Annotated in this window: 19 protein-coding genes; 16 read left to right on the forward strand and 3 right to left on the reverse strand. The window is 70.9% G+C overall.

What is annotated here, in order from left to right:
- Window positions 1-108, forward strand: a 108-nt coding sequence (locus CVH10_RS25270) for an aldehyde dehydrogenase family protein (protein ID WP_146142913.1), incomplete at its 5' end; no start/stop codon positions are given.
- A 106-nt stretch (window positions 109-214) separates the two neighbouring features.
- Here the strand turns inward: CVH10_RS25270 and CVH10_RS07040 are convergent.
- Window positions 215-1,039, reverse strand: a complete 825-nt coding sequence (locus tag CVH10_RS07040) for a helix-turn-helix transcriptional regulator (RefSeq protein ID WP_106488213.1) — start codon at window positions 1,037-1,039, stop codon at window positions 215-217.
- 119 nt (window positions 1,040-1,158) lie between these two features.
- On the opposite strand from CVH10_RS07040, the gene CVH10_RS07045 reads away from it, so the two are divergent.
- Window positions 1,159-1,860 (forward strand): extensin family protein, encoded by a 702-nt coding sequence (locus tag CVH10_RS07045; RefSeq protein ID WP_106488214.1) that lies wholly within the window; start codon window positions 1,159-1,161, stop codon window positions 1,858-1,860.
- Window positions 1,861-1,866: 6 nt separating this feature from the next.
- On the opposite strand, the gene CVH10_RS07050 is transcribed toward CVH10_RS07045, so the two are convergent.
- The gene (locus CVH10_RS07050) at window positions 1,867-2,103 is read right to left on the reverse strand and encodes a hypothetical protein (protein ID WP_106488215.1); all 237 of its coding nucleotides are present in this window, start codon (window positions 2,101-2,103) and stop codon (window positions 1,867-1,869) included.
- A 203-nt stretch (window positions 2,104-2,306) separates the two neighbouring features.
- Between CVH10_RS07050 and CVH10_RS07055 the strand changes: the two genes are divergently transcribed.
- The 7 genes from CVH10_RS07055 to CVH10_RS07085 all read left to right on the forward strand — a co-directional run bounded on the left by CVH10_RS07055 (window position 2,307) and on the right by CVH10_RS07085 (window position 12,350).
- On the forward strand, window positions 2,307-3,380 hold the full coding sequence (locus CVH10_RS07055) for a methyl-accepting chemotaxis protein (protein WP_369335747.1): 1,074 nt from the start codon (window positions 2,307-2,309) through the stop codon (window positions 3,378-3,380).
- A gap of 130 nt (window positions 3,381-3,510) precedes the next feature.
- Window positions 3,511-4,443 carry a cobyrinic acid a,c-diamide synthase gene (locus tag CVH10_RS07060; protein WP_106488216.1) on the forward strand — a complete coding sequence of 311 codons (933 nt, stop codon included), beginning with the start codon at window positions 3,511-3,513 and terminating at the stop codon, window positions 4,441-4,443.
- 79 nt (window positions 4,444-4,522) lie between these two features.
- Window positions 4,523-5,716, forward strand: coding sequence for a toxic anion resistance protein (locus CVH10_RS07065; RefSeq protein WP_106488217.1), 1,194 nt, complete (start codon window positions 4,523-4,525; stop codon window positions 5,714-5,716).
- Between the two features lie 218 nt (window positions 5,717-5,934).
- Window positions 5,935-7,416 carry a PAS domain S-box protein gene (locus CVH10_RS07070; RefSeq protein WP_181244369.1) on the forward strand — a complete coding sequence of 494 codons (1,482 nt, stop codon included), beginning with the start codon at window positions 5,935-5,937 and terminating at the stop codon, window positions 7,414-7,416.
- A 100-nt stretch (window positions 7,417-7,516) separates the two neighbouring features.
- Window positions 7,517-8,824: an acetyl-CoA carboxylase biotin carboxylase subunit family protein gene (locus CVH10_RS07075; RefSeq protein WP_106488219.1), complete on the forward strand. Its 1,308-nt coding sequence runs from the start codon at window positions 7,517-7,519 to the stop codon at window positions 8,822-8,824.
- Window positions 8,825-8,865: 41 nt separating this feature from the next.
- Window positions 8,866-10,896: a CocE/NonD family hydrolase gene (locus CVH10_RS07080; protein WP_106488220.1), complete on the forward strand. Its 2,031-nt coding sequence runs from the start codon at window positions 8,866-8,868 to the stop codon at window positions 10,894-10,896.
- An 80-nt stretch (window positions 10,897-10,976) separates the two neighbouring features.
- Window positions 10,977-12,350, forward strand: a complete 1,374-nt coding sequence (locus CVH10_RS07085) for an MFS transporter (RefSeq protein WP_035598467.1) — start codon at window positions 10,977-10,979, stop codon at window positions 12,348-12,350.
- Between the two features lie 224 nt (window positions 12,351-12,574).
- Here the strand turns inward: CVH10_RS07085 and CVH10_RS07090 are convergent, their stop codons facing one another.
- Complete coding sequence (locus CVH10_RS07090; RefSeq protein WP_106488221.1) at window positions 12,575-13,189, reverse strand: flavin reductase family protein; 615 nt, start codon at window positions 13,187-13,189, stop codon at window positions 12,575-12,577.
- A gap of 99 nt (window positions 13,190-13,288) precedes the next feature.
- On the opposite strand from CVH10_RS07090, the gene CVH10_RS07095 reads away from it, so the two are divergent.
- The 7 genes from CVH10_RS07095 to modC all read left to right on the forward strand — a co-directional run bounded on the left by CVH10_RS07095 (window position 13,289) and on the right by modC (window position 21,000).
- Window positions 13,289-13,816 carry a TIGR02281 family clan AA aspartic protease gene (locus tag CVH10_RS07095; RefSeq protein ID WP_035598464.1) on the forward strand — a complete coding sequence of 176 codons (528 nt, stop codon included), beginning with the start codon at window positions 13,289-13,291 and terminating at the stop codon, window positions 13,814-13,816.
- Window positions 13,817-13,864: 48 nt separating this feature from the next.
- Window positions 13,865-15,550, forward strand: a complete 1,686-nt coding sequence (locus CVH10_RS07100) for a VRR-NUC domain-containing protein (protein ID WP_181244374.1) — start codon at window positions 13,865-13,867, stop codon at window positions 15,548-15,550.
- Entirely contained in the window at window positions 15,547-17,811 is a 2,265-nt protein-coding gene (locus CVH10_RS07105; protein ID WP_369335748.1) for an ATP-dependent DNA helicase, read from the forward strand. The genes CVH10_RS07100 and CVH10_RS07105 overlap by 4 nt, the downstream gene beginning before the upstream one ends.
- Before the next feature lie 49 nt (window positions 17,812-17,860).
- A complete protein-coding gene (locus tag CVH10_RS07110) occupies window positions 17,861-18,241 on the forward strand; it encodes a winged helix-turn-helix domain-containing protein (protein WP_035598904.1) in 381 nt (126 codons plus the stop codon).
- A 70-nt stretch (window positions 18,242-18,311) separates the two neighbouring features.
- Window positions 18,312-19,145, forward strand: a complete 834-nt coding sequence (modA, locus tag CVH10_RS07115) for a molybdate ABC transporter substrate-binding protein (RefSeq protein ID WP_035598908.1) — start codon at window positions 18,312-18,314, stop codon at window positions 19,143-19,145.
- A gap of 3 nt (window positions 19,146-19,148) precedes the next feature.
- Window positions 19,149-19,844: a molybdate ABC transporter permease subunit gene (gene modB / locus CVH10_RS07120; protein WP_106488224.1), complete on the forward strand. Its 696-nt coding sequence runs from the start codon at window positions 19,149-19,151 to the stop codon at window positions 19,842-19,844.
- Window positions 19,845-19,857: 13 nt separating this feature from the next.
- Window positions 19,858-21,000, forward strand: a complete 1,143-nt coding sequence (gene modC, locus CVH10_RS07125) for a molybdenum ABC transporter ATP-binding protein (RefSeq protein ID WP_035598914.1) — start codon at window positions 19,858-19,860, stop codon at window positions 20,998-21,000.
- The last annotated feature ends 10 nt before the right edge of the window (window positions 21,001-21,010 follow it).

Here is a 21,010-nt window from a genome sequence, read left to right on the forward strand (position 1 = left end):
GTGCCCTTCGGCGGGGTCAAGCAGTCGGGCAACGGGCGCGACAAGTCGCATCACTCGCTGGAGGAGTACTCCGATCTGAAGAGCGTGTGGATGACGCTGGCGATGTGAGGTGCGAGGTGCGAGGAGAAAGGCGTGAGGAGAAAGGCGTTAGGTGAGCCGCTCCCGCGCGAGACGAAAAGGCCGGCCGCGGTGAACCGCGACCGGCCTTTTCGCGTCAGCCGCCCTGCTGGCGCGAGACCAGCGCCACGTGGTCGAGGAACAGCCGGAAAAGCTGCGACTGGCTGGAGACGTCCAGGCGCTGGTAGATGTGCTTGCGGTGGACCTTGACGGTGCCGTCGCTGATGTCGAGCTCGCGGGCCGCCGACTTGGTGGAGTGCCCCGCCAGCAGCAGTCTCACGATCTCCCGTTCGCGCTGGGTCAGGGCCTCCTGACCGAAGCTGTCGAAGGCCGCCTCCACCGGCTCGCGCTCCTCCAGTCGGGCCTGGAAGCCGTGCCCCTGCCACTTCCAGTATTCGCCGAGCAGGGCGGCCACCACCGGAGCGATATGGCGAAGCGCCAGCATGGCGCGACGCGTCACCCGAGGGCCGTCGCCGCGGAAGCCCAGCGACACCACCATCACCACGTCGGCGTCGACCCGGGCGAACAGCCCGATCTCGTCGGATAGCCCCAGGGCGCGATAGTAGTGGTGGTAGTAGTCGCTCGCCTCGAAGCGGTCCGGCGCCAGCTCGCGCAGCCGGCAGGCGCCGTGGTCGAGCCCGTCGTGGACGGCCTGGAAGAAGGGATCGAGCAGGTAGGCCTGGCTCAGGTAGCGCTCGATGCCCTGCTGCCGCCGATCCGGCGGATAGTTGTCGTGGATCAGCAGGGGCCGGTGACGTCCCTTGTAGGTGTTGATCAGGATGGTGTCGAACCCGACCAGCTCGTGCAGTGTCTGCTCCAGCAGGGTCGGCAGGCTGGCATGACCGGCGCTGCGGATCAGTTGGGCCAGGCGCTGGTGCCAGGCCTGGCTGGCGGAGTTGGCGAGCAGGTCGGTGAGGTTCATGGGCAACGGCAGGCTCGAATGGCGGAAAGCCGCCTCAGGGTATCACCGGCGGCGCCTGAGGTGACACGGCATGGACCGGGCTAAGCTCGAGACGACACGACTGCAATCACGGGAGGGACATGCGCACGCTGTGGCTGATCCTGGCGATCATCGGCCTGCTGGTGGGGATCGCGCTCGACAAGGGCATCTGGACGCTGCCCGCCGGCTGGAACCCCTGGCGGCCGCTGGCCGTGGAAGATCCGCCGACGCCGCTGACACGCTGGAAGCTCGGCCGCCTGCAGGACGATCCCGAGGCGTGCCTGGCGGTGCTGGCGAGCAGCGACGAGCCGGCGCTGGCCTACACGCCGCTGGCCGATCACGAGCCGGTGGCGGGCTGCCCGCTCGAGAACGTGGTGCGCCTGGAGCGCTCGGGGGTGAGATTCAGCTCGAGTTTCGTGGCCAGCTGCCCGCTGGTGGTGGCCTGGCTGCGCTACGAGCGCCATCGCCTGCAGCCCGCCGCAAGGGCGCTGTTTGGCGAGCCCGTGGCGTCGGTGGAGCACTACGGCAGCTTCGCCTGCCGCAATATCTATGGACGCGAAGAAGGGCGGCGCAGCCAGCACGCCACGGCGGAGGCGCTGGACGTGGCCGCCTATCGGCTCGCCGACGGCCGGCGCATTGCGCTGCCCGGCGACTGGGGCGACGACGATGCCGAGGGTGACTTCCTGGAGCGGGCCCGGCAGGGCGCCTGTGACGTCTTCGGCACCGTGCTGGGCCCGGACTACAACGCCGCGCATGCCGATCACTTCCACCTGGCCATGCGTGGCTGGCGGGTCTGCCGCTGAACGCGATCAGCGCTCGTCGAGGTTGATGTCTTCCTCGTCGGTGGCCGCGCCGGTGGCCGCGCCCACGCCGCCGCCGATCACTGCGCCCTCGGTCACATCGCCGCCGGTCACGGCCGCCGCGCCGGCACCCACCGCGGCGCCCACGCCCGCACCGCTCGCGGCGCGCTCGCCGGTCGTCGTGCCGCAGCCGGCCAGTGCCAGGGTCAGCAGGGCGCCGGCGGTGAGCATCGTGGTCCGTTTCATGGTGTTCTCCTGTTTCGGATGAATTCCCTCGTGGGATGTACCTCAGACGAATAAGTTTCGGAACGCCGTTTTTCTGATCCTCTCGAGGGGCCACCGGGCGATGACGATGGGCCGGGCCCGCTTCTTGCATCGCGTTCTCTGCATTAGCGAATGACGAAACATGACGCAGGGCACCGCCCCATACGATAACAAGGAGTCTGCTCGTGCAAGAGAATCGCATCCTCGACCTGGCCTACGGCATGTCCGACGTGACCCGCGAGAAGATCGGACGGATCGAGAGCATCACCCGCCAGACCGAGATCCTGGCCCTCAACGCCCGCATCGAGGCGGCCCGCGCCGGGTCGGCGGGCGCCGCCTTCGGCGTGGTCGCCGAACAGATGGGCGAGGTGTCCAGCGACATCCAGCGCATCGCCCGCAGCTTTCGCGACGAGGTCGCCCGCCAGACCGCCGAGCTGCAAGAGGCGGGCACGTCCATGGTCGACGACTTCCGCGGCCAGCGCCTCACCGACCTGGCCCTGAACGCGGTGGAGATCATCGACCGCAACCTCTTCGAGCGCTCCTGCGACGTGCGCTGGTGGGCCACCGACAGCGCCGTGGTGGAGGCGGCCTCGGCGCCGGACGACGCGGCCCGCCAGGCCCACGCCAGCGACCGGCTGGCCACCATCCTGCGCTCCTACACCGTCTATCTGGACCTGTGGGTCGCCGACCGGGACGGCCGGGTGATCGCCACCGGCCGTCCCGACCGTTATCCCGAAGCCATCGGCGCCGACGTCTCGAGCGACGACTGGTTCCAGCGAGCGCTGCGCACCGCCTCCGGGGACGACTTCATCGTCGCCGATATCGAGCGCAATCCCTCTCTGGAAGACGCCGCAGTGGCCACCTACGCCACCGCGATTCGCGAGGGCGGCCGCGAGGACGGCGTGGTGATCGGCGTGCTGGGCATCTTCTTCGACTGGGCGCCCCAGTCCCGCGACGTGGTGCAGGGCGTGGGGCTGTCCGAGGAGGAGCGCGAGCGCTGCCGGGTGATGCTGGTCGACGCCCGCCACGGCATCATCGCCGATTCCCTCGGCGAGGCGGCCCTGGGCGAGACCTTCCCGCTGTCGCCCGAGGGTCGCGAGCGCGGCTTCGACCGCGACGAGCGGCGCCTGGTCGCCTTCGCCGAGACGCCGGGCTACGAGACCTACGAGGGCCTGGGCTGGTATGGCGTGATCGAGTATCGGCGCGGTGCGGCTCCGCAGGCCGAGCCGACGCGCGAGCCGGCCCTCGCCGCACCTTGAGAGTGAATCGGTCGTCATCAGCTGCACTTTATTGGTGCGTGTCGTCGGTCGGGGTGGCGGGATGGCCGTGCTGGCCTCATCATGAGACCGTCACCATCGAGACCGGCCGACGGGAGGCCACGACGACGCCATGCTGGGATTCCTTCAGGGAGCCGCCTACGGCCTGTTCCTGACCTGCCTGCCCTGGTGCCTGGCCGGGCTGGCCAGCCCGCGGCTGGCGCTGGCCAGCGAGCACCCCACCCGCTGGCAGGTGGTGGTGCGCTACGCCTTCCTGGTGCCCTTCCTCAGCCTGCTGATGTGGCTGACCTCGCTGTGGGGCGGCTTCGACCCCAGCCTCGGCGGCTGGCTGGCCGGCCTGGTCGGCATCGCCGTGGAGCTGCCGCTGGAGCGTCGCTGGCGACGCTTCCGGGCGCGGCGCCACAAGCGCCGGCTCGAGGAGATGCTGCGCGCCGAGGCCACCCGCCGCCGCCACGAGTCGGCCCGCGAGGCCGGCGTCAGCGAGCTCGACCCGGACCACCCGCCGGCCGACGCCGACGAAGTGGTGCAGGCGCTGTGCCGGGCCAAGCAGGCGCTGCTGGAAGTCGACCGTGCCGATCACGCCGCCCAGGTCGACCGGCTCTACAGCCGCTACGGCAACGTGCTGGAGGTCATGGCCTCGCGCTTCACGGCCGGCGAGCTGGCCCACGAGCGGGCCCGCTCGCTGGTGGTCGAGGTGTGCATGGGCGCGGTGGACAACTTCACCGCCATGGCCTCCCAGGCCCGCGGCGTGGCCGGCCTCGACATCGACTTCATCCGCCGCCGCCTCGGCCAGGAGGCCGACCAGCTGTCGGCCAACGAGACCGACGCCCTGCGCCGACGGCTGGCGCTGATCGAGGACACCGAGAAATCGCTGCGCCGGCTGGCCGCGCGCAACGAAGCGGCGCTGACCGCACTGGACGACACCAGCGTGGCGCTGTCGCGCATCGTCACCGGCCGCCCGCGGGCCAGGGTCGGCGCCGACCAGGCCTGCGAGGAGCTGCGCCGCTTCATCGACGGTGCCGGGCGCTACGGCCGCGAGACCTGATCGGTCCCGCGCATAGATTGCCCCAGGCCCCGGCCGTCACTGCCCCGGGGCGTCAGGAAGAGAAGAGGAGAGCCTGCCAATGACCGACGCGTCTCAGCCCGAGGGCAGCCCGCTGTCGCTGCCGCCCGTGGAACGCATCGCCGAGGAACTGGAGCGGCCGGCGGCGGACGAGGCCGAGCGTGCTGCGGCGGACCCGCAGCTCGCCGCCATGGCCGAGGCCTTCGTGACCCAGACGCTGGACGACGAGGCCGAGGGTGCCGCCGCCCGGCAGCGTCGGGCGGTGGACGAGATGGGCCTCGAGCTCCAGCAGCAGGCCGCGCGCCAGAGCGAGATGCTCAAGACGCCGCTGCGCCAGCTGGCCCGCCATGGCGAGGAAGGCGGGCCCGTCGCCAAGGCACTGGTGGCGCTACGCGGCCGCATGGACGATCTGGATCCGCGCCATCATCGCCTCGAGCCCGGTCGCTTCGACCGGGTGCGTCGTCTGCTGCCGGGCACCAGCAGCCGGCTGCAGCGCTACTTCCACCGCTTCGAGACCGCCCAGCAGGCGCTGGAGGCGATCATCGCCGATCTCCAGGGCGGCCGCGACATGCTGGAGCGGGACAACCTGACGCTCTCCGACGACCAGGAGGCCATGCGCGCGACCCTCGACCAGCTCGAGCGGCAGGTGTCGCTGGGCCGGCTGATCGACGAGCGCCTGGTGGCGGCCCGGGACGAGATCGTGGACGACGACCGACGCGCCTTCGTCGAGGAAGAGCTGCTGTTCCCGCTGCGCCAGCGCATCCTCGACCTCCAGCAGCAGCAGGCGGTGTGCCAGCAGGGCGTGCTGGCACTGGAGGTGATCATCCGCAACAACCGCGAGCTGATGCGCGGCGTCGACCGGGCGGTCAACGTCACGGTGTCGGCGCTGAGCGTGGCGGCCACCGTGGCGCTGGCGTTGGCCAACCAGCGGCTGGTGCTCGACCGCGTCGAGTCGCTCAACGCCACCACCAGCGAGACCATCGCCGGCACCGCCCGGGCGCTGCGCCAGCAGGGGGTGGACATCCAGACCCGCGCCGCCTCCGCCAACCTCGACATGAAGGCCCTCGAGGGTGCCTTCGCCGACGTCATGGCGGCGGTCGATGACCTGGCGAGCTATCGCCGCGAGGCGCTGCCGCGGCTGGGCGAGCAGATCGAGCGCCTGGAGAGCCTGACCCGCGAGGGCGGCGGCGCCGTGGAGCGCCTGGCCCGCGAAGCCGGCGAGTCGGGCGAAGCCGCCGGGGCAGACAAGCGCTGACCCCGGCGCCAGACTCGCCGACGCCTCCCTTCCTGCCCGTTCCCTCTCTGATGTCCCGCTGGGGCCGCGCGATGGCCCCGAGCGTGGGCGCCGTGACGCGCCATTGCCTCAATTCAACGACCGAACTGCCGAAGTCAGACTAGAGTGGCAAAAGTGTCATCCGATCGGAGGCGAGTAGGTGCTGACGGTCGTCATAAAAAAGAATGCAGGGGGAACTCATGCAGTTGAACTACCGCAAGTGGTGGCAGCGTGGAAGCGAAGAGGCATCGGCAGGGGCACCGGTGCTGGAGCGCGCGGCGCCCGAAGGGCTCGCCGAGTCGGTCATGGAATCCGCGGTGGACGGCATGGTGGTGATCGATGCCGCCGATCGGGTGGTCCGCTTCAACGCCGCGGCGGAGCGGCTCTGGGGGCTGTCCCGCGAGGCGGTGCTCGGCCAGCCGGTGGACCGGCTGGTGCCGGAGCTGCTGCGCGACGAGCATCGCGATCACCTGCACCTCAACCGCGCCAGTGGCCGGGACGTTCAGGTGGGGCGGCATCGCGAAGTGATGCTGGAGCGCCCCGACGGCAGCCGGCGGCGGGTGGGCATTGCGCTGTCCCGCGTCGCCCAGGACGACGGCGAGGGCTATGCCGCGGTGGTGCGCGAGCTCGGCGAGGAACGGCCGGCGGATCAGGGCGCCCATCAGGCGCTGGAGCAGTGCCTGGACGCGGTGGTCAGCATCGACGACCAGAACCGGGTGACCTTCTTCAACGCCGCCGCCGAGCGGCTGTGGGGCTGTCGCCGCGAGCAGGTGCTGGGCGAGAACGTCAACCGCCTGGTGCCCGGGGCGATCCGCGGCCAGCACGACGGCTTCGTCGATCGTCACCGACGCCACGGCGACGATCGCATCGTCGGCACCAGCCGTGATGTCCAGCTGGAGCGCTTCGACGGCGAGACGCGCTGGGTCAACCTGGCGCTGTCGCGCTTCTTGGTCGATGGACGCCAGTGCTATACCGCCTTCGTGCGCGATATCACCGAGGAGCGCGAGTTCCGTACCCTGATGGAAAGCACCCTGGAACAGGCCGTCAACGCCGTGGTGACCATCGACGAGCAGAATCGGGTGACCTTCTTCAACGCCGCCGCCGAGCGGCTGTGGGGCTATGAGCGCCGCGAGGTGCTGGGCGAGAACGTCAAGATGCTGGTGCCCCACGCCATCCAGGCGAATCACGACGCCTACGTGCAGCGCAACCGCGATACCGGCGAGGACCGCATCGTCGGCAGGACCCGCGAGGTCGAGGTGGTGCGCAAGGACGGCGACTCGACCTGGGCCAGCCTGTCGCTGGCGCGCATCCGCATCGACGAGCGCCTGGTCTACACCGCCTTCCTGCGCGATGTGTCCGAGGACGTCACCCATCGCGCCAACATGGTCGAGCGCACCGAGGAGTTCGCCAAGGCCAACCAGCGGGTCACCCAGTTCGCCGAGGACATCGAGGCGATCGCCATGCGCACGCACCTGCTGTCGCTCAATGCCTCCATCGAGGCGGCGCGGGCCGGCGAGGCGGGGCGTGGCTTCTCGGTGGTGGCCGAGGAGGTGCGCGCCCTGGCCGAGCAGGCCACGGGCTCGGCCAAGGACATCGGCGAAGTGGTCGGCCACACCCAGGCGCTGTTCCAGGAGCTGCAGGACGCCCTCAAGGCCATCGAGGCGAGCGCCCGGGGCAGCTGAGGCGTCGCCGGCTGGGCTATGCTGCAGGGGTAATGTTCGCGTCGCCGCGACGGCGCCCGGGATCGGCCCGTGGCGCCTGTGATGGCGGCAGGGAGCGATCATGAACCCCGCAGTACGCAACGTCTTCGTGGTGGGGCTGGACGACTTCAACCGTCAGCGGCTCGAGACCCTGAAGGGGGCGGAGGAATGCCGTTTCCACGGCGTCATCGATCCCGAGGCGGTCTACGACACCGAGGTCTTCGACATCGCCGCCATGCTCGAGGAATCCACCGCCCGGCTGGAAGCCTTCGACGGCACGGTGGACGCCATCGTCGGCTACATGGATTTCCCCGTCTCGACCATGCTGCCGATCCTCTGCGAGCGCTTCGGCACCCGCTCGCCGACGCTTTCGAGCCTGCTCAAGTGCGAGCACAAGTACTGGAGCCGGCGGGTGCAGCAGGAGGTCGTCTCCGCGCACATGCCGGCCTTCACCGCCTTCGATCCCTTCGATGACGAGGCCCTGATTCGCATCAGCGACGCGGGGCTTCACTTCCCGTTCTTCGTCAAGCCGATCAAGTCCTCCGGTTCGCGGCTGGGGTTTCGCATCGACACCCCGGAAGACTTCCAGCACGCCATCGAGCGCCTCCAGGCCGAGATCGGCCTGATCGCCGATCCGTTCAACACCGTGCTCGAGCAGGCCCGGCTGCCCGACGAGATCGCCGCCGTGGAGGGCCACTTCTGCATGGCCGAGGCCATCATCGGCGGTTGGCAGTGCACCGTGGAGGGCTATGTCTTCGAGGGCGAGGTGGTCAGCTATGGCATCGTCGACTCGCTGCGCTATCCCCAGGTGCTGAGCTTCTTCCACTACCGCTATCCCTCCGGGCTGCCCGAGGTCGTGCAGGATGCCATGTGCGCACTCACCGAGCGGGTGATGCGGCATATCGGTTTCGACAACTCGGCCTTCAACATCGAGTTCTTCTGGGACGAGGTGCAGGACCGTATCTGGTTGCTCGAGATCAACACCCGGCTGTCGCAGTCGCACTGCGACCTGTTCGAGAAGGTCGACGGCGTCAGCCACCAGCAGGTCGCCCTCGACCTGGCGCTGGGGCGGCGCCCCGAGATGCCGCACCGTCGGGGCGAGTTCGCGGTGGCGGCCAAGTTCTTCTATCGGGTGTTCTTCGTCGACGCCGTGGTCGTCAGGGTGCCGAGCGACGAGGAGGTCACCGCGCTAGAGGCGGACTTCCCGGGCACGGTGATCGCCCTGCAGGTGGCCTCCGGCCAGCGGTTGTCGACGCTGCCGGAACAGGACAGTTACAGCTTCGCGCTGGCGCATGTCTGGATGGGCGCCGACAGCGCCGAGCGGCTGCTCGAGGACTACGAGCGCCTGGCGGCGCGGCTGACCTTCGAATTCGAGGACATCGTGGGCTGACAACTGGGGCTGACGTCTGGGGTAGAGAGAGGAGCAACGGGATGCGCATCGTCGAGGACTTTCCCCGCAGGGTCCAGGAGGAGGAAACCTGGATCCCCATGGCCGACGGCACGCGCCTGGCGGCCCGCATCTGGCGGCCGGTGGACGCCGAGGACCATCCGGTGCCGGCAATCCTCGAGTACCTGCCCTATCGCAAGCGCGACCTCACCGCCGCCCGCGACGTCCAGAGCCACCCCTACTGGGCCGGCCACGGCTATGCGGGGGTGCGGGTCGATATCCGCGGCACCGGCGAGTCCGACGGCGTGCTCACCGACGAGTACCTGCCCGAGGAGCTGGCCGACGGCGTGGCGATCATCGAGTGGCTGGTCGCCCAGCCTTGGTGCAGCGGCGAGGTCGGCATGGTCGGCATCTCCTGGGGCGGCTTCAACGGCCTGCAGATCGCCGCCCTGCAGCCGCCGGCGCTCAAGGCAGTGATCACCCTGTGTTCCACCGACGACCGCTACGCCGACGACATCCACCACATGGGCGGCTGCCTGCTGGGCGACAACCTGTCCTGGGCCTCGACCATGTTCGACGGCAACGCCTGCCCGCCGGACCCGGCGCTGGTCGGCGACCGCTGGCGCGACATGTGGCTCGAGCGCCTCGACGGCAGCGGCCTTTGGCTGGCCCAGTGGCTCGAGCACCAGCGCCGCGACGACTACTGGAAACACGGCTCGGTGTGCGAGGACTTCGCCGCCATCCGCTGCCCGGTGTACGCCATCAGCGGCTGGGCCGACGGCTACTGCAACGCCGTCTTCCGCCTGCTGGCGGGGCTCGAGGTGCCGCGCAAGGGGCTGGTCGGCCCCTGGTCGCACAAGTATCCGCACCTCGGCGTGCCGGGGCCGGCCATCGGCTTTTTGCAGGAATCGCTGCGCTGGTGGGACCAGTGGCTCAAGGGGCGTGACACCGGGATCATGGACGAGCCGATGCTGCGGGTGTGGATGCAGGAGTCGGTGCCGCCCTCGGCGCGCTACGCCGAGCGCCCGGGGCGTTGGGTGGCCGAGCCGAGCTGGCCGTCGCCGCGCATCGTGCCGGCGTCGTTCCGCCTGAGCGTGGGCCACGACCTGTTGCCCGAGGCGCCGGACGCGGCGGAGGACGACGAGGTGATGACGCTGCGCTCGTCGCTGTCGGTGGGGCTCTACGCCGGCAAGTGGTGCTCCTACAACGCGCCGCCGGACCTGCCCCACGACCAGCGTGACGAGGACGGCGGCTGCCTGGTGTTCCAGACGCCGCGGCTGGAGGAGGCGATCGAGATCTGCGGCCAGCCCACGGTCGAGCTGGAGCTCGAGGCCGACCGGCCGGTGGCCATGGTGGCGCTGCGGCTGATCGACGTCGCCGAGGACGACAAGGCCACCCGGGTGTCCTATGGCCTGCTGAACCTGACCCATCGCGACAGCGACGAGCATCCCGAGCCGCTGGAACCCGGCCGGCGCTATCGGGTGACGGTGGCGCTCAAGCACATCGCCCAGCAGTTCCCGGCCGGGCACGCGATCCGCCTGTCGCTGTCCACCAGCTACTGGCCGCTGGCCTGGCCGGCGCCGCGACCGGTCACCCTGACGCTGTGCCCCGGGCGCAGCCGCCTGGTGCTGCCGGTGCGCGCGCCGCAGCCGGAAGAGGAGGCGGCGCTGCCGGCCTTCCTCGAGCCGGAGGGTGCGCCGCCCATCGCCAAGACCCTGATCCAGCCTACCCAGGAAAGCTGGCGGGTGATCCGCGACCTGGCCAACGACCAGACCACGCTCGAGGTGATCAACGACGAGGGCCGCTACCGGCTCGACGCCATCGACCTGGAGATCGCCGGCCGGGTCACCGAGCGCTACTGCTATTCCTACGGCAGCTACGACAGCGTCAGCGGCTGGACCGAATGGGAACGCACCTTCCAGCGCGGCGACTGGGAGGTGCGCACCCTGACCCGCACGCTGATGACCAGCGACGCGGACAACTTCCGCCTGCGCGCCACCCTGGACGCCTGGGAAGGCGAGACACGCATCTTCGCCCGCACCTGGGACGAGACGATTCCGCGGGATCTGGTGTAGCGGGGTAGGGGGACGTCGTCGATAGTCGGCGAGAGGCGCGGCTGCTATCTTGGCCTCTTTCTCGACAGGGATGCCCCGCCATGAGCGTGACCACCGCCGACGCGCCCGCGACGCCCTGGGCCTCGCGCAAGGAGATCCTGGGCTGGGCGATGTTCGACTTCGCCAACCAGGCCTATACCCTGCTGATCATCACCGTGGTGTTCGGCGAGCTGTTCACCACGGTGATCGTCGGCGACCGCGGCGACGGCTACCGGCTTGCCAACTTCCTGTGGAGCCTGGCGCTGGCGATCAGCTACCTGCTGGTGGTGATCACCGGGCCGCTGTGCGGGGCGGTGATGGACTATCGGGCGGAGAAGAAGCGCTTCCTGTTCGCCAGCTACGTGGTCACCATCATCGCCACGGCGCTGCTCTACTTCGTCGCCCCGGGCTACGTGTGGCTGGGGCTGATCCTGATCGTGGTCTCGAACTACGCCTATTCCATGGGAGAGTCCTTCATCGCCGCCTTCCTGCCGGGGCTCGGGCCGCCGGCGTCGCTGGGCCGCATCTCCGGCTTCGGCTGGGCGCTGGGCTACGTCGGCGGGCTGTTCGCCGCCGGCTTCACGCTGATGGTGCTGGGCGAGGCCAGCGCCGAGAACTTCGAGCGCATCCGCTGGGTCGGGCCCTTCGCCGCCGGCTTCTTCCTGGTCACCGCCATTCCCACCTTCCTGTGGTTGAAGGAGCGCGGCACGCCGCAGAACAGCGGGCTGTCCTACCGCACGATCGCCTGGCGGCGGGTCTCGACCACCCTCCATGAGCTGCGCCGCTTTCGCGACCTGGCCATCTTCCTGGTGTCGCTGCTGTTCTCCATGGCCGGGGTCTACATCATCATCGCCTTCGCCTTCATCTACGGCGCCCAGGTGATCGGCTGGGACGAGTCCGTGCGCAATGTCATGTTCATCATCGTGCAGATCACCGCCGCCGCCGGGGCGATCGGCTTCGGCGCGATACAGGACCGCATCGGCACCCGGGCCACCTACCTGATCACCCTGGTGCTGTGGGTGGCGGCGATCCTGGCGATCTGGGCCACGCCAACGCTCACCGCCTGGCTCAACGCCGCACTGGGACTCGACTGGCAGGCCCAGCACCTGTTCCTGCTGGTCGGCTGCCTGGCCGGGCTCAGCCTGGGCTCGAGCCAGTCCGCCAGCCGCGCCCTGGTGGGGCTGTTCTCGCCGAGCCGCAAAGCCGCCGAGTTCTTCGGCTTCTGGGGCCTGGCCAACAAGCTCGCCGGGGTGGTGGGCATCGTCGCCCTGGGGCTGCTGCAGTCGGTGGTCGGACTGCAGGCCTCGATCCTGCTGTGTGCGGGACTGTTCATCGTCGCCATCCTGATCTGCCTGTTCGTCGATCAGCAGAGAGGCATGCAGGCGGCGAGAGAGTGGGAGAGGATAAATGGTTCAACTGTGTCTTCAGGGGGCTAAATGAGCCCGGAGACAAGCTCGCGCGAGGGCGCTATGAACCCATCCCTGGGCGCTGCTTTGGCCCTGCAGCGCTCTCGCGTCCTGCTCCGCTTGCAGGACCGGTGCTGGCCATCCATGGCCAGCCCGTTCGGCGAGGGTCGCCTCACCCATGGCCAAAAACCCCTCGCTTAAGCTTGTCCCCGACATGGCTCATAGGGGCCATCTAGCGGGTATAAAACGCTATTTCAGGCGGGGCGTTCGAGGGCGAACAGGTCGGTGGTGCGGCTATAGTCCGAGCCGGCCATGCGGCCGACCGGGCGCAGTGTCTCGATATCCACGTGGCGGCCGTCCCAGACCTCGGGCTCGGCGTGCACCGCGACCACCTCGGCGAGCACCAGGTTGCCGGCCAGCGGGCTGTCGCCGAAGCGGATCACCTCGCGCAGCCGGCAGCCGAAAGCGATCGGCGACTCGGCGATGCGCGGCACCCTGAGCTCGCCCATCGGCGCCTTGGTCAGCCCGGCGTGGTCGAACTCGTCCTCGCCGCGGTGCAGGCTGGCGCTGGTGGCATTGAGCGCCTCGGCCAGCGCCTCGCTGCCGACGTGGATCACGCATTCACCGACCTCGTCGAGGTTGTGGAGGGTGTCCTTGGCCTTGCCCTCGCCGTTGAGCAGCGGCGAGAAGGCCAGCACCGGCGGATTGACGCTGGCCACGTTGAAGAACGAGAAGGGCGCCAGGTTGGCGCGCCCCTCGGCGTCGACGGTGGCCACCCAGGCGATGGGGCGCGGGGCGATGGCGCCGGAGAACAGCCGGTAGATCGTGCCGGCCTCGAGGGCATCGGCAGAGAGTGAGGCGTCGCTCATGATCGCTCCTTGAGGGTGAACGAAAGGTCTCATCCCAGCATGGGCGCCGGCGGGCGTCCAGTGTCATGATGGGCGCGCCGGATGACGGGAGGGCGATGAATGAGCGAGCAGGGCGGTGGCATGAGGCGCGCGGGACTGGGCATGATGCTGGCCTTCTGGGCGCTGCTGATCGGGCTCGGCACCTGGTGGTTCCAGGGCTGGTTCGAGGCGCGGGAGAATCCCAACGCCCATCTCGCCGAGTCGCTGGACGGTGGCCCGCTGACGCTCGCGCGCAACGCCAACGGTCACTTCGTGGCCACCGGGCGCCTCAACGGCGAGCCGGTGACCATGCTGCTCGACACCGGCGCCACTCAGGTGGCCGTGCCCGCGGATCTGGCCGAGCGCCTCGACCTGCCGCTGCGCGGCTCAGCCAGTTTCTCCACCGCCAATGGTCGGGTGCGCGGCCATCTGACGACCCTCGACGAGGTGCGTCTCGGCGGGCTGGTCGCCCGCGACGTGCCGGGCTCCGTCGTGCCCGGCCTCGAGGGCGGCACGGTGCTGCTGGGCATGAGTTTCCTTGGCCGCTTCGAGCTGCAGATGCGCGGCGACACCCTGACCCTGCGGGTGCCCGAGAAGGGCAAGGGCTGAGCGCCGACGGGGCTCACCCGCCGGCACGAGGCTGATACCATGGCCGGCATGAACAGCGTCACCTCCGCCGCCGCGCTCACGGCCTCCCTGGACGATCCCTTCTACTACCTGGCGAACTTCCAGTGCGTGCTGGACTGGGTGGCTGCGCGCCACGCGGACCTGCTCTCCGAGGCCGAGCGCGCCTTCCTCGCCGACTTCCCGACCCTGCCCCGGGCCTCCCGGGCGCTGCTGGTGCGCATGGTGATGCGCAAGGGCGAGCACTTTCGCGTCTCGCGCCTGGCCTACGACGAGATCGGCGAGTCTGATGCTGCCCTCGGCCCGCTGATCCAGGCCGGTTGGGTCGAGGCCGCCCCGGCGCTGACCCTCGACGAGCTGTTCCGCCAGCTGCGCCTGGCCGAGCTCCGCCGTGCCTTCGCCGACGAGATCGCCGCGGCCGGCCTGCCGAAAAGCGTGGCCAAGGGCGCGCTGCACGCGGCCATGGCCGAGCGCGGGCTCGAGCCTCGCCGGCTGGAGGACTGGTGGCCGGCGGCCCCGGATCGCGTGGTGCGCCTGACCCTGATGGAGCTCTGCGACCGGCTCAGGCTGATGTTCTTCGGCAACCTGCGCCAGGACTGGGCGGAGTTCGTGCTCGCCGAGCTCGGCCTGCAGCGCTTCGAGAGCGTGCCCTTCGGGGCGGATTCCCGGGCCTTCCAGCGCCGCGACGAGGTCGACGCCTACCTGGCCCTGCACCGGCTGCGCGAGCGTCTCGACGACGGCGATTGTCCGGTGTCGCTGGCCGCCGAGGTACCGCCGGCGCCCGACAACGCCTGGCTGGCCGCCCGCCGCTCGCGGCTGCTGCTGAAGCTGGGCCGTGAGGCCGAGCGAAGGGGCGAGACCGAGGCGGCGCTCGAGGGCTATGCCGCCGCCGGCCTCGGCGAGGCGCGCGTACGCCGGCTGCGCCTGCTCGAGCGACGCGGCGAGTTCGCCCTGGCCCACCGGCTGATCGAGGCGGCCGAGCCGGTGGACGAGGCCGAACGCCAGGCGCTGGCGCGGCTGCGCCCGCGGCTGTGTCGCAAGCTGGGCCTGCCGGCGCCGGCGCGTGAGATCGAGCCCGCGCCCGAGCGGCTCGACCTGACGCTGGAACCGCGAGCGGGCGGGGTGGAGCGGGCGGTGGCCGAGCATCTGGCCACGCCCGAGGCGCCGGTGCACTACGTGGAGAACGCCCTGATCACCGGGCTGTTCGGCCTGCTGTGCTGGGAGGCGGTCTTCGCGCCGCTGCCCGGCGCCTTCTTCCACCCCTTCCACACCGGGCCCGCCGATCTCCATCGCGAGGACTTCGTGGCCCGGCGTCGGGCGCTGTTCGACGCTTGCCTGGCCCAGCTCGATGACGGCCGCTATCGCGAGACCGTGCGAACGCGCTTCGGTGAGAAGCAGGGCCTGGCCTCGCCCTTCGTGCACTGGGGCGCCCTCGACGAGGCGCTGCTCGAGCGTGCCCTGGCCGCCATCCCGCCGGCGCACCTGCGCGCCCTGTTCCAGCGGCTGCTCGACGACCCGAGGGCCAATCGCGCCGGGCTGCCCGACCTGATCCAGTTCTTCCCCGAGGGGGAGAAAGGCGAGAGCGGCGCCGGCTATCGGCTGATCGAGGTCAAGGGGCCCGGCGACCGGCTGCAGGACAACCAGCGCCGCTGGCTGGCCTTCTTTCATGCCCATGACATCCCGGTGGCGGTCTGCCACGTGAGATGGGAGGGCGCGTGAGCGAGGCGGGCCGCCGCGTCGCCGTGCGCGCGCTGTGCGAGTTCACCGCCCGCGAGGGCGATCTGGACCACCGCTTCACCCCGGCCCCCAGCGCCCGGGAGGGCATCGAGGGCCACGCCCGGGTGCAAAGCCGGCGCGGCGACGGCTTTGAAGCCGAGGTGGCGCTGTCCGCCGACGTCGCCGGCCTGACCGTGAGCGGCCGCGCCGACGGCGTCGACCCCGCGGCCAAGCGCCTGGAGGAGATCAAGACCCACCGCGGCAGCCTCGAGCGCATGGCCGCCAACCAGCGCGCCCTGCACTGGGCCCAGGCGGAGGCCTACGGGGCGCTGCTGTGCGCCGAGCGCGGCCTGGCGTCGGTCACCCTGGCGCTGGTCTACCTGGACATCGCCTCCGGCCGCGAGACCGTGCTGACCCGCGAGGCGAGTGCCGACGAGCTGTGGGCGCGGCTCGAGGCCCACGCCCGGGCCTACGCGGCCTGGGCCGATCAGGAGGCTGAACATCGTGCGGCGCGGGACGTGGCCCTCGCCGCGCTGGCCTTCCCCCATGGCGACTTCCGGCCCGGCCAGCGGACCCTGGCCGAGGACGCCTACCGCGCCGCCGCCACCGGCCGCTGCCTGCTGGCCGAGGCGCCCACCGGCATCGGCAAGACGCTCGGCACCCTCTATCCGCTGCTCGCCGCCATGCCGCGCCAGGGTCTCGACCGGCTGGCGTTTCTGACCATGAAGACCCCGGGGCGGCGGCTGGCGCTGGACGCCCTGACGGACCTGGGCGTCGACCGCGACAGCGAGCGACTGCCGCTGCGGGTGCTTGAGCTGGTGGCGCGCGACAAGGCCTGCGAGCATCCCGACCGCGCCTGCCACGGCGAATCCTGCCCGCTCGCCCAGGGCTTCTACGACCGGCTGCCGGCGGCGCGCCGCGACGCCGTGGCCCGCGGCTTCTGGGATCGCGCGTCGCTGCGCGAGCTGGCCCTCGAGCACGGCGTCTGCCCCTACTACCTGGGCCAGGAGCTGGCCCGCTGGGCCGACGTGCTGGTCGGCGACGTCAATCACTACTTCGACGACGGCGCCCTGATCCACGGCCTGGTCCAGGCCGAGGGCGCGCGCCTCGGCGTGCTGGTGGACGAGGCCCACAACCTGGTCGACCGGGCCCGCGGCATGTACAGCGCGGGGCTCGACCAGCGCCGGCTCAACCGGCTGCGCAAGGGCGCACCGCCGGCCCTTTCCCGGCCGCTGTCGCGGCTCGCACGGCGCTGGCAGGACCTGCTGCGCGAGGTCGAGGAGCGCGAGTGGCAGGCGCTGGAGCAGGTACCGGGCGCGCTGCTCGGCGCCCTGCAGCAGGCGGTGGCGGCGATCACCGACTACCTGGGTGAGCATCCCGCCGGTGCCGATCCGTCGCTGCAGGAGTTCCTGTTCGAGGCCCTGGCCTTCGCCCGGCGTGCCGAGACCTTCGGCGAGCACTCGCTATGCGAGCTCGAGCGTCACGGGCGCGGCCGGGCCCGACTGGCGATCCGCAACCTGGTGCCGGCGGACTTCCTGGCGCCGCGCTTTCGCGCCGCCCGCTGTGCGGTGCTGTTCTCGGCGACCCTGAGTCCGCCGGGCTATCATCGCGATCTGCTGGGCCTGCCCGACGATGCCGTGACTCGCAGCGTACCCGCGCCCTTCGTCGCCGAGCAGCTCGAGGTGCGGCTGCGCACCGATGTGTCGACCCGGCTGCGCGATCGCGAGGCGTCGCTTTCGCCCATCGTCGCCGAGCTGGCCGGCCAGTACCGGCGCCGTCCCGGCCACTACCTGGCCTTCTTCAGCAGCTTCGCCTACCTGGAGGCGGCGCTGGCACGCTTCCGCGCGGCCTGCCCCGAGATTCCGGTGCGCGCCCAGCGGCGCGGCATGAACGAAGACGAGCGCGAGGCCTTCCTGGCCGGCTTCGTGCCCGGCGAGACCGGCATCGCCTTCGCGGTGCTCGGCGGCGCCTTCGCCGAGGGCATCGACCTGCCCGGCGAGCGGCTGGTGGGCGCCTTCGTGGCGAGCCTCGGCCTGCCGCCCTTCGACGCCTATCATGCGGCGCTGGAGGCGCGGCTCGAGGAACGCTTCGGCCGTGGCTTCGACTACGCCTATCGGGTACCCGGGATGATCAAGGTGGTGCAGGCCGCTGGCCGGGTGATCCGCGGCCCCGAGGACCGTGGCGTGGTGGTGCTGATGGACGACCGCTTCGCCCGGGCCGAGAATCTCGCCCTGCTGCCCGACTGGTGGCGGCCGGCGCCTTGAGCCGCGCCAATGTTTTCTTCCTTCCGACCTTGCCGACGAGGACACGCCGATGACCCGAACCCGCCATGAACGCCCCACCTTCCAGCTGCGACTGGTCGCCGATCGTGACGTGGTGCTGGGGCCCGGCAAGGTCGACCTGCTGGCGGCGATCGCCCGGGAGGGCTCGATCACCGCGGCCAGCCGCGCGCTGAACATGAGCTACAAGAAGGCCTGGCAGCTGATCGAGACCATGAACCGCCACTTCCCGAGCGAGGTGATCGCCACCAGCACCGGCGGCAGCACCCGCGGCGGGGCCGAGCTCACGCCGCTGGGCGAGGAGCTGCTGGCGCGCTACCGGGCGATCGAGCGCCGCCTCGATCCCGAGGCCTGCGACGATGCCCGGGCGCTGCTCGCGCTGATGCACGTGGAGGCGCCGGAGGCGTCGAGCTGATCGCGCTTGCCAGGGCATTCGTGGAGCGCTAATGTTCCGTTGTTTCCAACAAGACATAACGGGAGTCTCCATGCCGCCGTTCACCGCTCGTCGTCCGCTGCGCGTCCTCGTCGCCGGCCTCGCCCTGGTGCTGGGCGTCGTTGCCGTGCCGGCCCAGGCCGAGCCCGATGCTGCCGCCAAGGTGCGCATCTTCGCCGCCGCCTCGCTCACCGACGCCCTGAATACCGCCATCGAGCGTTTTGAAGCGGGCCACGACGTCGACGTGGTGCCGGTCTATGCCTCCTCGTCCACCGCGGCGCGACAGGTCGCCCGCGGCGCGCCGGCCGATCTCTACTTCTCCGCCAACGAGCAGTGGATGGACTGGCTGGGCGAGCAGGGCATCGAACTCGCCGAGCGGGCCGACCTGCTGCAGAACCGCCTGTCGCTGATCGCCGCCGACGACGAGACGGCGTCCTTCACTCCCGGCGACGGCACGCCACTGAGCGAGCTGCTGGCCGACGGCGAACGCCTGTCGGTGGGCGATCCCGACCACGTGCCGGCCGGCATCTATACCCGCCAGGCGCTCGAGTCGTTCGGCGAGTGGGACGCGCTGGCCCCGCGCCTGGCCCGAGCCGACAACGTGCGCGCCGCCCTGGCGCTGGTCGAGCGCGGCGAGGCGCCGCTGGGCATCGTCTATCGCACCGACGCCCTGGCCAGCGACCGGGTGCACGAGCTGGGCCTGTTCCCGCTCGACAGCCACCCGGCGATCCGCTACCCGGTGGCGCTGATCGATCCGCCGGCCGATGACGCCGCCGAGGCCTTCCGCGCCTGGCTGGGCGGCGACGAGGCCCGGGCCATCTTCACCCGCTTCGGTTTCGAAGCCGCCGGCGCCGAGCCGGCCGCCGAAGACGGCGCCAAGGGCTAGTCGATGCTGTCGCCGGTGGAGGTCGAGGCCATCCTGATCAGCCTGCGCGTGGCGGGCACCGCGGTGGCCTGGATCCTGGTGCCGGGCATCGCCCTGGCGTGGCTGATGGCGCGCCGCGAGTTCCGCGGCAAGGCGCTGCTCGATGGCGTGCTGCATCTGCCTCTGGTGCTGCCGCCGGTGGTGGTCGGCTATCTGCTGCTGCTGTCGCTGGGCCGTCAGGGCTGGCTGGGCCGGTGGCTGAACGAGTGGTTCGCCGTGAGCCTGCCCTTCACCTGGCAGGGCGCGGCGGTGGCCGGCGGGGTGATGGCCTTCCCGCTGCTGGTGCGGGCCGTGCGCCTGTCGCTGGAGGCGGTGGACGTCGATCTGGAAGCTGCGGCCAGCACCCTGGGTGCCGGCCGCCTGCGGGTGCTGTTCACCATCACCCTGCCGCTGGCGCTGCCGGGGCTTCTGACCGGCACCGTGCTGGCCTTCGCCCGGGCGCTGTCGGAGTTCGGCGCCACCATCACCTTCGCCGCCAACATCCCCGGCGAGACCCGGACCCTGCCGCTGGCGCTCTACACGCTGATCCAGACGCCCGGCCAGGAAGGCGCGGCGGCGCGGCTGTGCGCGCTGTCGGTGGTCATCGCCATGGTCTCGCTGGTGGCTTCGGAGTGGCTGGCGCGCCGGGCCCGGCGCCGGCTTCGCCAGCGTGATGGGTAATGGAGAGGATGCCATGCCATATGTGACCGCCGCCCATGACGGCGCCGCCGGCGCGTGCTCGGCGCTGACCCTGGACGTCGAGCAGCGCCTCGGCGACTTCTCGCTGTCGACGTCGCTGGCGCTGCCTGCGAGCGGTGTGACCGCGCTGTTCGGCCCCTCCGGCAGCGGCAAGACCAGCCTGCTCAGGATGATCGCCGGGCTCGATGCGCCGCACCGCGGGGCGATCCGCCTCGGCGACGAGACGCTGGTGGATACCGCGCGCGGCATCCGGGTGCCGCCGCATCGGCGCCGTCTGGGCGTGGTGTTCCAGGAGCCGCGGCTGTTTCCCCACTACCGGGTGCGCGGCAATCTCGCCTACGGCATGCGCGGCGCGGCGCGCGAGCGCTTCGATGCCGTCGTCGAGCTGCTTGGCATCGGCGCGCTGCTGGAGCGCTTCCCGGCCACGCTGTCCGGTGGCGAGGCGCGCCGGGTGGCGATCGGTCGGGCGCTGCTCAGCGAACCGCGGCTGCTGCTGATGGACGAGCCGCTGACCGGCCTCGACGGCGCCCGCAAGCAGGAGCTGTTGGACTACATCGCGCGGCTGGCCGGCGACATCGACATCCCCATCGTCTACGTCAGCCACGATCCCGACGAGCTGACCGCCATCGCCGACCACCTGGTGCTGCTCGAGCAGGGGCGGGTGGTCGCCGACGGCCCGCTGGACGCGCTGCTGCAGCGCTTCGAACTCACCGAGCGGCTGGGCGGCTTCGATGCCGCGACCCTGGTCACGGCGACGGTGGAGGAACACGACCCGCACTATGCGCTGAGCCGGCTGCGCCTGGCCGACGGTCAGCGGCTGACGCTGCCCGCGGTGGACGCCGCGCCCGGCACGCGGCTGCGGCTGCGCATCCCGGTGCGCGAGGTGGCGCTGGCCCTGGGCGAACCCGGTGCCATCAGCTATCGCAATCGACTGCGCGCGACGGTCGAGGAGATCGGCCCGTCGCCGCCCGGGCAGGCCGCCGTGGAGCTGCGCCTGAGGCTCGGTGAGAAGGGGGCCGACGAGCAGAGGCTGCGCGCGCGGCTGACCCGCAAGTCCCTCGATGAGATGGGACTCGAGCCAGGCATGTCGGTTATCGCCCTGGTGCGCAGCGTGGCCTTTGATACCCGGCGGCCCTAGCGCTCCTTTC

Source organism: Halomonas sp. ND22Bw, from assembly GCF_003011945.1.
Taxonomy (GTDB): Bacteria; Pseudomonadota; Gammaproteobacteria; order Pseudomonadales; family Halomonadaceae; genus Halomonas; species Halomonas halophila.

Bases quoted from the DNA above. Each gene is read 5' to 3' on its own strand.
- CVH10_RS07050 (WP_106488215.1), bottom strand. From the start codon at position 2,103: ATGAAACGGACCACGATGCTCACCGCCGGCGCCCTGCTGACCCTGGCA.
- modB (WP_106488224.1), top strand. From the start codon at position 19,149: ATGCTGTCGCCGGTGGAGGTCGAGGCCATCCTGATCAGCCTGCGCGTG.
- modC (WP_035598914.1), top strand. From the start codon at position 19,858: ATGCCATATGTGACCGCCGCCCATGACGGCGCCGCCGGCGCGTGCTCG.
- CVH10_RS07090 (WP_106488221.1), bottom strand. From the start codon at position 13,189: ATGAGCGACGCCTCACTCTCTGCCGATGCCCTCGAGGCCGGCACGATC.
- CVH10_RS07100 (WP_181244374.1), top strand. From the start codon at position 13,865: ATGAACAGCGTCACCTCCGCCGCCGCGCTCACGGCCTCCCTGGACGAT.
- CVH10_RS07095 (WP_035598464.1), top strand. From the start codon at position 13,289: ATGAGCGAGCAGGGCGGTGGCATGAGGCGCGCGGGACTGGGCATGATG.
- CVH10_RS07110 (WP_035598904.1), top strand. From the start codon at position 17,861: ATGACCCGAACCCGCCATGAACGCCCCACCTTCCAGCTGCGACTGGTC.
- CVH10_RS07040 (WP_106488213.1), bottom strand. From the start codon at position 1,039: ATGAACCTCACCGACCTGCTCGCCAACTCCGCCAGCCAGGCCTGGCAC.
- modA (WP_035598908.1), top strand. From the start codon at position 18,312: ATGCCGCCGTTCACCGCTCGTCGTCCGCTGCGCGTCCTCGTCGCCGGC.
- CVH10_RS07070 (WP_181244369.1), top strand. From the start codon at position 5,935: ATGCAGTTGAACTACCGCAAGTGGTGGCAGCGTGGAAGCGAAGAGGCA.
- CVH10_RS07085 (WP_035598467.1), top strand. From the start codon at position 10,977: ATGAGCGTGACCACCGCCGACGCGCCCGCGACGCCCTGGGCCTCGCGC.
- CVH10_RS07075 (WP_106488219.1), top strand. From the start codon at position 7,517: ATGAACCCCGCAGTACGCAACGTCTTCGTGGTGGGGCTGGACGACTTC.
- CVH10_RS07060 (WP_106488216.1), top strand. From the start codon at position 3,511: ATGCTGGGATTCCTTCAGGGAGCCGCCTACGGCCTGTTCCTGACCTGC.
- CVH10_RS07065 (WP_106488217.1), top strand. From the start codon at position 4,523: ATGACCGACGCGTCTCAGCCCGAGGGCAGCCCGCTGTCGCTGCCGCCC.
- CVH10_RS07080 (WP_106488220.1), top strand. From the start codon at position 8,866: ATGCGCATCGTCGAGGACTTTCCCCGCAGGGTCCAGGAGGAGGAAACC.
- CVH10_RS07045 (WP_106488214.1), top strand. From the start codon at position 1,159: ATGCGCACGCTGTGGCTGATCCTGGCGATCATCGGCCTGCTGGTGGGG.